This is a genomic window from Bacteroides intestinalis DSM 17393, assembly GCF_000172175.1.
Taxonomy (GTDB): Bacteria; Bacteroidota; Bacteroidia; order Bacteroidales; family Bacteroidaceae; genus Bacteroides; species Bacteroides intestinalis.
The window spans coordinates 1,059,679-1,072,943 of sequence record NZ_ABJL02000007.1 but is presented as its reverse complement, the minus strand read 5'-3'; the positions used below and the strand labels follow the sequence as shown (position 1 = coordinate 1,072,943).

At 41.2% G+C, this 13,265-nt stretch carries 15 protein-coding genes; 4 read left to right on the top strand and 11 right to left on the bottom strand.

All coding sequences use genetic code 11. The features are described 5' to 3' along the window. Positions 1 to 3 precede the first annotated feature (3 nt). Positions 4 to 1,629: a SusD/RagB family nutrient-binding outer membrane lipoprotein gene (locus BACINT_RS07785; RefSeq protein ID WP_007662022.1), complete on the top strand. Its 1,626-nt coding sequence runs from the start codon at positions 4 to 6 to the stop codon at positions 1,627 to 1,629. Positions 1,630 to 1,948: 319 nt separating this feature from the next. Here the strand turns inward: BACINT_RS07785 and buk are convergent, their stop codons facing one another. Continuing rightward, positions 1,949 to 3,031 carry a butyrate kinase gene (gene buk / locus BACINT_RS07780; protein ID WP_007662021.1) on the bottom strand — a complete coding sequence of 361 codons (1,083 nt, stop codon included), beginning with the start codon at positions 3,029 to 3,031 and terminating at the stop codon, positions 1,949 to 1,951. 62 nt (positions 3,032 to 3,093) lie between these two features. Next, positions 3,094 to 4,008, bottom strand: coding sequence for a phosphate acyltransferase (locus tag BACINT_RS07775; protein ID WP_007662020.1), 915 nt, complete (start codon positions 4,006 to 4,008; stop codon positions 3,094 to 3,096). A 244-nt stretch (positions 4,009 to 4,252) separates the two neighbouring features. On the opposite strand from BACINT_RS07775, the gene BACINT_RS07770 reads away from it, so the two are divergent. Genes BACINT_RS07770 through BACINT_RS07760 form a run of 3 tightly spaced genes read left to right on the top strand, consistent with a single transcriptional unit; the run spans position 4,253 to position 6,667 of the window. Continuing rightward, positions 4,253 to 5,215, top strand: a complete 963-nt coding sequence (locus BACINT_RS07770; protein ID WP_007662019.1) for a S66 peptidase family protein — start codon at positions 4,253 to 4,255, stop codon at positions 5,213 to 5,215. Continuing rightward, the gene (locus BACINT_RS07765) at positions 5,212 to 6,207 is read left to right on the top strand and encodes a M28 family peptidase (protein ID WP_007662018.1); all 996 of its coding nucleotides are present in this window, start codon (positions 5,212 to 5,214) and stop codon (positions 6,205 to 6,207) included. Before BACINT_RS07770 ends, BACINT_RS07765 begins: the two co-directional genes overlap by 4 nt. A gap of 31 nt (positions 6,208 to 6,238) precedes the next feature. After that, positions 6,239 to 6,667: a SufE family protein gene (locus BACINT_RS07760; protein WP_007662017.1), complete on the top strand. Its 429-nt coding sequence runs from the start codon at positions 6,239 to 6,241 to the stop codon at positions 6,665 to 6,667. Positions 6,668 to 6,743: 76 nt separating this feature from the next. On the opposite strand, the gene BACINT_RS07755 is transcribed toward BACINT_RS07760, so the two are convergent. The 9 genes from BACINT_RS07755 to BACINT_RS07715 form a co-directional block, all read right to left on the bottom strand. Continuing rightward, positions 6,744 to 7,910: a 6-bladed beta-propeller gene (locus BACINT_RS07755; protein WP_007662016.1), complete on the bottom strand. Its 1,167-nt coding sequence runs from the start codon at positions 7,908 to 7,910 to the stop codon at positions 6,744 to 6,746. A 13-nt stretch (positions 7,911 to 7,923) separates the two neighbouring features. Continuing rightward, a complete protein-coding gene (locus BACINT_RS07750; RefSeq protein ID WP_044154832.1) occupies positions 7,924 to 8,175 on the bottom strand; it encodes a hypothetical protein in 252 nt (83 codons plus the stop codon). A gap of 64 nt (positions 8,176 to 8,239) precedes the next feature. Continuing rightward, positions 8,240 to 8,827 (bottom strand): hypothetical protein, encoded by a 588-nt coding sequence (locus BACINT_RS07745; protein WP_007662014.1) that lies wholly within the window; start codon positions 8,825 to 8,827, stop codon positions 8,240 to 8,242. A 264-nt stretch (positions 8,828 to 9,091) separates the two neighbouring features. Next, entirely contained in the window at positions 9,092 to 9,301 is a 210-nt protein-coding gene (locus BACINT_RS07740) for a helix-turn-helix domain-containing protein (protein ID WP_007662013.1), read from the bottom strand. A gap of 26 nt (positions 9,302 to 9,327) precedes the next feature. Further along, a complete protein-coding gene (locus BACINT_RS07735; RefSeq protein WP_007662012.1) occupies positions 9,328 to 9,933 on the bottom strand; it encodes a DUF2975 domain-containing protein in 606 nt (201 codons plus the stop codon). A 13-nt stretch (positions 9,934 to 9,946) separates the two neighbouring features. Next, a complete protein-coding gene (locus BACINT_RS07730; RefSeq protein ID WP_007662011.1) occupies positions 9,947 to 10,603 on the bottom strand; it encodes a DUF2975 domain-containing protein in 657 nt (218 codons plus the stop codon). Beyond that, positions 10,600 to 11,379, bottom strand: coding sequence for a type II CAAX endopeptidase family protein (locus BACINT_RS07725; protein ID WP_007662010.1), 780 nt, complete (start codon positions 11,377 to 11,379; stop codon positions 10,600 to 10,602). Before BACINT_RS07725 ends, BACINT_RS07730 begins: the two co-directional genes overlap by 4 nt. A gap of 325 nt (positions 11,380 to 11,704) precedes the next feature. After that, positions 11,705 to 12,622 carry a bifunctional riboflavin kinase/FAD synthetase gene (locus BACINT_RS07720; RefSeq protein WP_007662009.1) on the bottom strand — a complete coding sequence of 306 codons (918 nt, stop codon included), beginning with the start codon at positions 12,620 to 12,622 and terminating at the stop codon, positions 11,705 to 11,707. Between the two features lie 25 nt (positions 12,623 to 12,647). Next, positions 12,648 to 13,265 carry an HAD family hydrolase gene (locus tag BACINT_RS07715; protein WP_007662008.1) on the bottom strand — a complete coding sequence of 206 codons (618 nt, stop codon included), beginning with the start codon at positions 13,263 to 13,265 and terminating at the stop codon, positions 12,648 to 12,650.

Genomic DNA, 13,265 nt, shown 5'->3' with positions numbered 1-13,265 from the left:
GATATGAATAAGATAAAATATACAGCCGTACTACTTTTGGGTGGACTTTTAAGTCTTTCATCCTGCACCGATAATTTTGCCGGATTCAACGATACAAAAGGAGCTTATACAGACGATTTGCAGAAATATGACAACCAGACTAACCTAGTACCTTTCTCTACCATCCAAAAAGGTATTATTTACCAGACGGGTGTAGAAGGAACCGACTGGCAATATCAAGTGATACAGAACCTGGTAGCCGATATGTATGGCGGATTCTTCCACGACATGAATGGTGCGTTCAACCAGAACAACTCTACCTACAATCTGAACAATGGTTGGACAAGCGCCATGTGGACCTATTCCTACGGCAACGTCATGCCTTCCATCGCTGATTCCGAAGAGTTGAACACAGCCGAAGACTGGCCCTTGTATCATGCTCTTACCAAAGTGCTGAAAGTAACCCTCCTCCATCGTGTAAGCGACTATTATGGTCCTATTCTTTATGACGGTTTCGGCACTGCCGCACAAACTCCCCAGTCCCAGCAGGAAGTTTACAAGCGTTTCTTCGAAGACCTGGCAACAGCCATCAATATTCTGAAGGACTATAAAGGCGGCGTATCTTTTGAAAGCGCCGACTTCATGATGCCGGAAGGCAAACGCACGCCTGCACAATGGTTGAAGTTTGCCAACTCTCTCCGTTTGCGTCTGGCAATGCGTGTATCCAATGTGGATCCCGACTTAGCCAAAGAACAAGCTCAGGCTGCATTAGACGCACAGAATGGCGGTGTATTGGAAACATCTAACGAGACAGTAGGCCAATATGGAATCCGCAACCCGCTGGGTGGTGTTTCCGGTTGGGGAGAAGTATTTATGAACGCCAGCCTGGAGTCTTTCCTGAAAGGATATGACGACCCGCGCTTGAAGTCCTACTTCAGTGCCGCACAAGATGGTAGAGACAATGATGGCAACATCACGCAAACTGTGGCGGGTGTGAAACAACTGACCAGCATCGAAGGCAAGTTTAAAGGTGTGCGCCAGGGAACAGGTGTAGGAGACAACCGTTACTCCACCCACTCACGAACCACCATCACCACCAGTAGCAAGATTATAGTAATGGCTGCTGCCGAGGTATGGTTCCTTCGCGCAGAAGCTGCCTTGAGAGGCTTCACGTCTGAAGACGTGGAGAGTTGCTACAAACAAGGTGTCACTACTTCCTTTGCACAATGGGATGCCAGTGGCGTAAGTGAATATTTGGAAAGTGAAAACACTCCTGCTGATTACGTAGATACATTCGATAAGAACTTTGATGCCAAAGCAACTACCAGTATCACTCCAAAATGGGATAATACCGCCGATAATGAAACAAAACTGGAAAGAATCATCACCCAAAAGTGGTTGGCTATCTACCCCGAAGGTTGCGAGGCTTGGGCAGAACAACGCCGCACCGGCTATCCGAAACTCTTCAAAGTAGTAGTAAATAACAGTAGTAACGCCATTAGTACAGATGATATGATCCGTCGTGTATTCTTCAACCAAGACTATATTACGAACAACAAGCCGTTATATGATGCATTGGTTAGCAAGTTAGGCGGTCTGGATACTGGTGGTACCCGTCTTTGGTGGGATACCGGAAAGAACAATTTCTAATCCTAATAAAAGAAAACCAAGGTATAGAATTTTGATTAGTGGTGTTTTCTCCGTATTAGTTACGAGGGAAAAAGATTGGAAGGAGTAAAGTCATTTGGGGGGCTTTACTCCTTTTCTATCAGTGCATTACATTTACCGATCATTTACCGCAAGATGTAAAAGCATTTACCGCAGGATGTAACGACCTTTACCACCTATTGTAACGCTCTTTACCTCGGTATGTAACGGCCTTTACCTCGGCGTGTAAATGGAGTTACCATTTGGGGTAAGCAGAATCTTCATGGAATGAAAACAATCGTTGGGTTCGTATCTTTAATTATCACTTATAAACCTGTATCGGCAACTCCCCGCGCAATGCTCCCAAAACATTCACAGCAAGTGCCTCCAGTTCATCTTCCCCGGGATAGACATGCACCGGAGCAAGGAAAGAAACCCGTTCCTTCAAACGGGAAATGACATACTCTGAATGGGCTATGCCGCCCGTCAGCAAGATGGCATCTACTTTACCGTAAAGCACAACAGCGGCGGCACCCACACTTTTGGCAACCTGATAAATCATAGCATTCAGCACCAGTTCCGCTTTCGTATCTCCACCTTCTATGGACTTGATAATAGCAGGTATATCCGTAGTGCCCAGATGTGCCGCCAGACCGGCATGACCGGAAATACGCTTCTTCAATTCATCCTTCCTGAAACGATGGGAGTAACAAAGATCAATCAATGGGCCGGCAGGCAACGTCCCCGCCCGCTCGGGGGAGAAAGGGCCTTCACCATCAAGCGCATTGTTCACGTCGATGCAGCGACCGTGATTATGAGCGCCAACGGATATGCCGCCACCCAAATGGCAGATTATAAGATTCAGGTCTTCGTAGCGGACCGGATGGTCGGGAGAAGCGGTTGTAAGTTCGGCAGCATAGCGGCGGGCAATGGCTCGCTGATTCAGCGCATGCCAGATGGTGATGCGCGGCATCAGGGGCGAACCTGTGATGCGAGCTATCTCATCCAATTCATCCACTACACCGGGATCAGCAATGAAAGCCCGGCAACCGGGAAGCAATGCAGCCAGTTCGGCAGCAATGAGACACCCCAAGTTACAGGCATGACTGCGCATGGCATGGGCAATGTCGTCCAGCATGGCATCATTCACTTCATATACTCCACCCGGAATGGGTTTCAACAATCCTCCACGCCCTACGATGGCATCAAATTCAAAAGGAATACCATTCTCCTTCAGGGCTTCTATCACCAGATTCTTGCGGAACTCAAACTGGTCGATGACACGAGGAAAATGGGAAAGTTCTCCTACCGAATGGCGGATGTTACGCACCAGAAGCGGAGTTGTGTCTTCATATACCGCAATCTTCGTTGAAGTAGAACCGGGATTGATAGCGAGGATTTTCATAATTTACAATTTGACGATTTACAATTTACGATTGGGATTGACCGCTTTATCATCCTGCCACCTTAGTCACAGGCACAAGTGAGGCATGCCATAGCAATGCTATAATACTTAGACAGGCCGGAATCGCTGCGTGAAGGCAGTACCACCGGACAAACAGGGCCTTGCAACAAGCCCGCCATATCGGCATGAGCAAACAGGGAAACAGCCTTATAAAAGGCGTTTCCCGACTCTATATTAGGGAATATCAGCACGTCCGCTTCTCCATTGATGGGAGATGCAATGCCTTTAATGTCACCACTTGTTTTCTCACAGGAAGTCTTCACATCCAGCGGACCGTCGATTATCACATCTCCGAATTCTCCGGCCTCTGCCAATTCCACGATGTTGACGTAATCTAACGAATGAGGAAACTTGGCACTCACCTTTTCCGTGCAGTGGATAAGAGAGATACGAGGTTGTTCGATACCGAAATGGCGGCAGGTATGTATGGCATACCAGATCATCTCTATGCGCTGCTGCAAAGTAGGCCGTGGAATTACGGCGGCATCCGAAAAGAAAAGTAACTTATCATACGTAGGAATCTGCATCACAGCCAGGTGGGTGAGGATTTTACCTTTAGGCAACAAACCCTTTTCTTTGTCGAGAATAGCACGCAAGAGGTTATCGGTATTGATAATCCCTTTCATCAGGATATCAGCCCCACCCTCGCGTACAATGCGGACAGCCTCACGCGCCGCCTCATCGGGATCTTCTATATGCACCGTCTTGACGTACTGGGGATATTGCTTCAATGTAGGGTATTTTTCAAGAATAGCAGAGTCACCGATCATCAGGAATTCCGCAATTCCTTCTTCCAGAGAACGGGCAATGGCATATTCCGTATTGGGATCATTGGCACAAACTACGGCAATACGTTTCCTCTTGTTTAAGGATTTCAAGTGTGAGGTTAATTGATCAAAGCTTCGAATAGGTTCCATAACGTTAGATTTTTAGCAAATATCTGAAAAAATGTCGAGAAATACAGCATAACATCCTTGGAAATTTCATAATCTCAATTTCATTTTGATAGTTTTTATCACAGACTACATCGATTTACACAGATTATCACTTTTTCCCACTATTAGAATAAATCTGTGTTAATCTGTGTAATCTGTAGTGTAAACTAAATTTCGTTTTGAGTTATTTTATGTACTTTTGTCCCCATACGCAAAATATTGAATTATGAGCAGCCTTATTTTTCCACCATACGTACAAAAAGGTGATCGCGTCATCATCCTTTCTCCTTCCAGCAAGATAGACAAGTCTTTTTTGAAAGGAGCCCAAAAACGTTTGAAGTCCTGGGGACTGGAAGTAGTAATGGCTAAACATGCCGGTAGTTCACACGGAACGTATGGGGGTAGCATCAAGCAACGGGTGGAGGACTTGCAGGATGCCCTGGATGATGAAAAAGCCAAAATCATTCTCTGTAGCCGTGGTGGATACGGGGCAGTGCACTTGTTAGGGAAACTTGATTTTACCCGTTTCCGTAAACATCCCAAATGGCTGATTGGTTTTAGTGATATCACTGCATTGCACAATGTACTGCAGAAAGAAGGTTTCGCATCACTCCATGCGCTGATGGCACGCCATCTGACGGTGGAACCCGAAGATGATTTCTGTGCACTGGCACTCAAAGATATTCTGTTTGGACATTTTAATCCGGAAACAGCAGAATCTGTAGAAACCTTGGAAAATGGCTTCAACTATATTTGTCCGGGACATAAACTAAATCACAAAGGAACTGCCAACGGTATTTTACGAGGTGGTAACTTGTCCGTATTTTATGGATTGCGCGGCACACCTTACGATATTCCTGCCAAAGGAACCATTCTTTTTATAGAAGATGTAGGCGAACGTCCGCATGCGGTAGAACGTATGATCTACAACCTGAAATTGGGCGGTATATTAGAAAAACTCTCCGGACTCATCATAGGCCAGTTTACGGAATATGAAGAAAATAAGTCGCTCGGTAAGGATTTGTATGGTGCCATTGCCGATCTTGTAAAAGAGTACGATTACCCCGTCTGCTTTAATTTCCCGGTAGGGCATGTCAGTATGAACCTACCCATGATAAACGGAGCAGAAGTTACGTTGGAGACCGGAAAAAAAGAAGTGAAACTAAGTATTAATTTAGATAAAGAATGAAACGGAATTATACTCTCATCCCTTTATGCCTGGTATTGCTTGCATTCATAGCATGCAGCAACAACACCAAGAAGGCAAGTGACGACACGGAAGCAACTGCCGAAAACGCAGTCAAGGTCCCACTGTTCAATGCAGACAGTGCTTATCAGTATGTAAAAGCACAGGTTGACTTCGGACCACGCGTTCCCAATACGAAGGCACATGTGGATTGTGGCAATTATCTGGCAGACAAACTGACCGAATTCGGTGCAAAGGTTACTAACCAATATGTAGACTTACCTGCCTATACCGGTACGTTACTAAAAGCCCGGAATATTATTGGTTCCTACAAACCGGATACGAAAAAGCGTATCGCCCTCTTTTCTCACTGGGACAGCCGCCCATGGGCGGACGCTGATCCGGATCCTAAAAATCATAATACTCCGATCTTAGGTGCTAATGATGGTGCCAGCGGTGTAGGCGTATTATTGGAAATAGCACGCCATTTGCAGAAACAGTTACCGGAAATGGGTATCGATATCATTTTTGTAGATGCTGAAGATTATGGGACACACCGTGCTTACAACGGTCCGCATAAAGAGGAATACTGGGCGCTCGGTTCACAATATTGGGCACGCAATCCACATGTGCAAGGATATACTGCACGCTTCGGTATACTGCTGGATATGGTAGGAGGCAAGAACCCGGAGTTCCGCTATGAAAGTTTGTCTCATAATGTGGCTCCTAACGTGAATGAAAAAGTCTGGAAAACGGCCAATGCTTTAGGCTTCGGACGTTATTTTGCACAGAAAGAAGGTGGCTTCGTAACAGATGACCATACATTCATCAACAAATATTCCAAAGTCCCGACCATTGATATTGTTCCTTATTATCCTGAAGGTGATTTCTTTGAGCATTGGCACACCGTGAAAGATGACATGGATGCCATTGATAAGGCTACATTGCAAGCAGTAGGACAAACAGTAATGCAAGTCATCTACAACGAGAAATAATTCATAATTTATAATTCATAATTCACAAAGCATGAGTATCAACGAACTTCAAGACGAGGTGATTGACGAATTCAGCGACTTTGACGACTGGATGGATCGCTATCAACTCCTCATAGACTTAGGAAACGAGCAGGAACCGCTCGACGAAAAATATAAAACGGAACAGAATCTGATTGAAGGGTGTCAGAGCCGTGTATGGTTACAAGCTGATGAAGAAGATGGAAAAGTGATCTTCAAAGCAGAAAGCGACGCTTTGATTGTGAAAGGTATCATTTCGTTGCTGATGAAAGTCCTTTCCGGGCACACACCGGACGAAATTCTAAATGCCGATCTTTATTTTATTGATAAGATAGGATTGAAAGAACATCTTTCACCTACTCGTAGCAATGGTTTGCTGTCTATGGTGAAGCAGATGCGAATGTATGCGCTGGCTTTCAAGGCGAAAGATAGCAGTAAATAAAGTGAAAACCTAAATAAAAGATTGCCCGAATAACTATATAGTATATTCAGGCAATCTCATTAATAGCCTAGCACAATCATTTAGCCACATTATAGAACGCGATAATCGGGTTATCTGTATCGGGATTATAATTACGAATTATATCAGGATAGTCCTTATTCGGTTCTTCCGACAAGGCATAATCAACAGTTTCAGGAGTGATAATCCCCCAAAATTTACCCTTATATACCCCATCAATTAAGCGAAAAACAGGGACTGACTTACCAACTTTATCCGTTAACCTTTTACCACAATAGATTTGTTTTTTCTGAGCTAAATCATAGAGCCCTAACTGTAAGAAGCCATCTTTAGAAAATTGAAAATAAAGAAGATCATTACACCTGCATATTTTCTCTAATCCTATAGAATACTCCGATTTCATTAAGTTCCACTCATCCGCTTTATCCTCTATTTTAGAAAAGGGCAAAGGATTAGGCAATTCTATCTCATACAGAGCTTTCAAGCCCTCCGGACTTAATTCATAGACCACCGAATCAAAGGCTTTGCAATAATACAATACTGAATCATTATAACTAAATGGTTGCCCCGGAGTAAAATGATAAGAAGACTCTGCTTCATTATGCGGAAAATAACGTTGCCCCATACGAGTACCATCTTTCGATATCAATAAGGAATAATAAAGAGTCGTATCATTCGCATAATTATTATGATATCTATTATCATAATAATAAACTCCTCTCAATGAAGCCATTGCTGTAGGATCAGGTTTCCCAAGCTTTTGCATTTTAATATATGCTCCATTATCTGCATCATAATAAAAAAGAGATTGCCTGAAATTATCAAATATGACTAATTCTCTATTTTGCTCATTGACAACAAAAGCATTAACATTCGTATATTCACCAGGACCGGCTCCTTTAGCATCTATTATATAAATAACATTGCCTTGCATATCATAACAGATAATTCTGGAAAGTCTATCATGCACGTAAATTTTCTCGTTTTTAATTTGCACTTCCTGTATGGAGGTAAGTAACGGTTCAGCAGCCAGTTGAATATAAGAAGTGGTCTCAAGAAAATTTCCTAATTTCTCAAAATCAAAATCTTCTACTTCCACCACTATAGTTTGCAGATTCTCTGTAACGATATTCTCTATTTGAGACAATCCATATTCTTTTTTACTCTTGCTTTGGCAGGAATAAAAGAAAATAAGGAGTATTATAATACAATAGATATGTTTCATAATGGATTACAAACTAGAACCGTTCTCCACATTGTACAGGAGTGCAGGAATAAGGAACCGCACAAAACACACAAACCCTTTCTACACTACTTGTAAACCAGCCACCTCCCAATTGAAGTGTGCAGCGTTTTGTTTCAGGTTGTAGCCAACAATCATCAGGTCCGATCTCATCCTGCGCAAGAGACTCTACACTCGCCAATGTAGAATTAATAAAATCCGCCAACTCTGAGTTCCGATTAAAATACTGTTGCAGAAATGCGAACATAAAACAAATTGTAAATAAAACAACAACCTTCTTTTTCATAATAACTAAAATTTAAAATTAAACATTAATTCAGGTATTTATCTTGTACTATTTGATAAAATTCAACTGCCAAATCTGGTAATTCTGACATCGGGAAAAAAAGATCCTTAATATATAATTCTCTATTCGTAACAAAATAGAAAGGCAATTCCGCCTCTTCCAATATTGGTTTTTCTATTTGAAATACTTTAGCTGTATCAATATGATTAATGGCTATGAAAGCCTTAAAATCTCTCAAACTTTGAGTCTCAATAAGAATATTAACAGACTTCATTTTTCCCTTAATATTCTTCAATTCGGATTCAATACAGCTACTGCAATCCGAAAGAGAAAATTTATAGAAAAGCTTATATCCATCATTCAATTCAAGACTAAAAGGTCGCTTTTGCCTATCAACTATCAGATCTAAATCTTTAATTCTCTCATTAGTGTATTTATGACATTGAGTTATTGCCCAAATAGCAGAACCCAATGCAATCTTTTTCTCCAACAGTTTCAGATTGCACTCCTTTAACTTACTATTAATTTGATAGTTATTTCTAATCATTACTATCAGCCCTATTGAAAGAACAAACAATAATGTAATTAGAATACTATTCTTCTTTATTCTCATCCATTTACTATTTATAAATTACAAACATAGGTATCTCTCCTCAATAAATCATCATTATCAAGATGGACAAATTCTCTTTTATACTTATAACACAATCTTTTATATATCAATCAAATACAAGTTTATCACCATAATTATGGTGGACAAATACACCCACAAAATAGTATAAACTGACACTAGCTATACATAAATAGAAGGAGGATTCAGAAATTCCAAATCCTCCTTCTATTTAACAAACACCTATATCAGTCCTAAAATGCTATTTTATTCGTCTCCTTCCTGATATTCCAGAATATCTCCCGGTTGGCAATCCAGAATTTTACAAATAGCCTCCAGTGTAGAAAAACGGATAGCTTTCGCTTTTCCCGTTTTCAGAATAGATAAATTAGCGGGTGTAATATCCACCTTTTCGGCCAGCTCTCCTAAAGATATCTTTCGCCGAGCCATCATTATATCAAGGTTTACTATAATCATATAAATCACTTTTATCAAGGTTAGGATTAAATGGTCAGGTCTTGTTCTTCTTTCATCTTCACACCCACGGCAAATATCTCGGTAAACAATGCCAGTATCAAGTACGAGAACCAAGAGAACGTTAACGCATAAGATGTCAGCTCATAACCACTAAACTGAATCTGGGATACAGCATCCTTGTGCAGAAGATATTCGTAAGTCTCCATACAAATGCCGAGGAGTATTATCGAATAGACAAAAAGATGCATGCGGTTTACATTTTCGCGTGTGAATACCTTCCCACGGCTCACTGAAATAACCACCCTAATCATACAATAAAATCCATAAAGAGCAAAAAGTACAAGAGGAAAAGCCAACATCAAAATCAGTTTATTAATAAATGACGGTTGTATTTCCGTCTCCAGAGAAGACATCCTGCAAGGTACATTCTGTTGAATGACACTATTAAACAAGGAATCAACTGCTATGGTTTTTTCAGCTTTAATCGAAATATCTACGGTTGAGAATTTAAGTTCCCTACTATTACCTGCACTGTTCCAGCCACGTCTGAAATCGGCTGTTCCGTTTGACATTATCACTTCGGCAACGAACACTACTATCACCAATAAAGCTAATATTCTAATTTTTTTCATAACTTACCTTTATTTAAATCGTCAAATCCTGTTCTTCCTTCATCTTCAGTCCAATAGCAAATACTTCTGCCACAATCAAGGCCGAAATCCCCAATACCAGCGAAGTAATATGCACCATATCTGCCATACTCAATGAATAACCTGTCACTGAAAAGACCTTTTCCACGTTATGAAAACTCAGAAACGCAAGAAGGAAGGTACATACAAAACCAATAATAAGCAGTACTCCTAAACGTCTAAGCCGGCGGACATTCTTCCAGTTGAATATGTCGGATTTATTAATTGACACAATAAGACGGATAAAAAGTACTACAGCCCAGACAATAGCAACATAGTTTACAATAAGAATCAGGAGAGAAACAATTCTTGATAAGACACTCGGTTGAGTATTCACACTTACAATCATTTGTCCGTAAGCAGCAGGCACATATTTACCGGATTTCTCATTGTAAACAGAGTCAATCAAGATATCTCCACCCAAATCTTTTGGTACCAGCTGCACGACTTGCACATTGCTAATCTCTTCTTTAGCTTTTGCATCAATCTTGGAGTCAATACCTTTCTCGATCCCGGTTTTAATTCCCAAGCCGACATAATAAGTAGTCTCTAAAACCGAATAACCCAGCACAAGTAATACGATCACGCAAAGAATATTCAATCTTCTTTTCATACTTCAATAGTTGTATTAGATAATTTATAGGAATTCATCATTCGCCAGGACAATATAAACAAAAGGAAAGTAATTACGAGACCTGTCAGATAAGCTTTTTCTCCAATCAATTCACTGCTATATTCCACATCCGGAAATTTGAGAGCAAGATAAACAGAAAGACTGTTGTTCATAATGTGAATCAAGATACAAGGTATCAGACTATGTGTCTTGTAATAGATCCATGCAAGAATAAAACCGATCAGCGTCGCTCCTACCACCTGTGCCGGATTCATATGAAAGATACCGAATATCAAACCGGATATCAGAATAGCTGTCAACGGATTATACTTTTTCAAAAGAACTTTAGTGACTGCTCCACGAAATAGCAGCTCCTCCAAAATGGGTCCCAATATAGCTACACAAAGAATACCTAGCCAACCGGATTGCAGTAAGTCAAAAGTATTACTCAGCCAGTCAGGCAAAAATGTGAGATGAGACATTAGAAAGTCAATCAGGTAAATCATGGAAATCCCCATTATGGCACTCCAGAATAAATAGCTTGCAGACACAGGTGAATACAATTGCTTATCTTTCGTCAGATAACCTTTTTTCCATAAATAGATCAGCATAAAAACAAATCCTGCCAGCAGAGTAGGAGCTAAAGCAAATTCATTTGCTCTGTCTATAGTACCGTATTTTACGTACGCATAAATCATAGTAAACGGCCCCACTGCCAATGCCCCGAGAATTTGCATCGCCAAGTAGATAAAAGCCAGTTTTATTGCAGTTTTCATCGTTGTTGTCCTTTTAGAGTCTACAAAGATATATTTTCTCTATTAAACCATCAAACTGTAGCTCCTATACCACAAAGAACTGCCATCAACATGGAGAGGGAAATCACTAACAAAGAGATACTCATAAATGCCTTTTTCATAATCGTCAACCTTTATATGTTTTGTTATTCAATAATAATTTATCGTTTTTCGATATGCAAATAAAAAGGTATTTTTTGAGACTAACAAGAAAAACAGAAAATATTTATCGAAAAACAATAAAATAAGTACGTTTTTCGATAATAATGCAAAAAATATAGAGGTAAAAGACTATTCTTTACGGATATTAAAGATAGCGGGAAGCATTTTCAGCATCCTTATGGAGCTGAGCAATTAGTTCGTCTATGGAATCGAACTTCAATTCGGAGCGCAGGTAGCGGACAAAAAAAAGGCGAATATGCTGTTCGTAAATGTCCGAATGGAAATTAAAGATATTCACTTCAATGCTACGGTCGGTGCCATTAGCCATTGTAGGACGGTAGCCGATACTAAGCATACCGCCATAAGTCTGCCCCGCAACAATGACACGGACAGCATATACCCCATCGGAAGGAACCAATTTATCAGGATCATCCACCCGAAGATTTGCGGTGGGGAAACCTATTTTACGTCCGACGCGATAACCGCTTACCACCGAGCCATTCAAAAAGTAATCATAACCCAGACAATCGGCCGCTTCCGAAACATTACCTTCCAATAACAGTTGGCGGATGACAGAGGAACTTACCGTAGTCTCCTTATTTATATATGCACGCGCAAGAATAACTTTTATCCCCAATTCCTGTCCATAGCGCACATAGTCATCAAACCCTTCGCTACGGTTGTGTCCGAAACGATGGTCGTAGCCTATGACAAGAGCACGTATGTTATAATGATTACGAAGGAAAAGCATAAACTCCCGTGCCGACAATATAGCAATTTCAGGAGTAAAATCAAGCATCATGCAGTAATCCAAACCGGTTTCAGCAAGTAAGGAAACCTTTTCTTCATATGTAGTCAGTAGTTCGGGGCGATACTCCGGCTGCACAACTTTGCGCGGATGCACCGGAAAAGTCACCACCCCCGAAGCAAAACCGCATGCAACAGCTGCTTCACGCACCTGTTCTATCAGGTAGCGATGTCCTCGATGCACTCCGTCAAAAAAGCCTATGGTAGCAACACAAGGCTGAGGAAGCACTTCCGGTATGTTACGAAGCAACTGCACTACTTTAATTATTAATTATCAATTGTCAATTGAATAAATGGCTCCAGTCTTCACATGCTTTCGGCGTATAGGTAGAAATACCCAATGTTTCCGCCACACGGCAATTCTCGGCAGAATCATCTATAAAGAAAGTCTCTCTCGGATCTATGCCTGTTTCTTCCAACAGTTTCTCAAAAATAGCAACGTCCGGCTTTACCATCTTCATTTCATAAGAAAGGAAAATCTTCTCAAAATAATCTTCTACCCGGAAAGCCTTGTAGTGGAAAGCATGCTTACACGACCACTTCCAGTGAATTTCATTGGTGTTGCTCAACAGATAGACCACATATTTCTCACGCAGTTTCAACAACAAATCCAATTTATAGGTAGGAATACCTCCCAAAAAACTATTCCAGGCAGCATCTATACGGGCATCGGTCACAATCTTCCCTATTTGCTCGCGGATCTCATTCCGGAACTCCGCACTGGTAATCAATCCTTTTTCATGCTGCAAGAAGAAACCTTGCTGATGACAAACATCAAGCATAGCCTCTACATTAGGCATGCCTAACTTTGCAAAATTCTCGATACAACGCTGACGGTCCAAGTCGATCAACACACCGCCAAAATCAATAATAAGGTTTTTAATTCCTTTTTCTTTCAT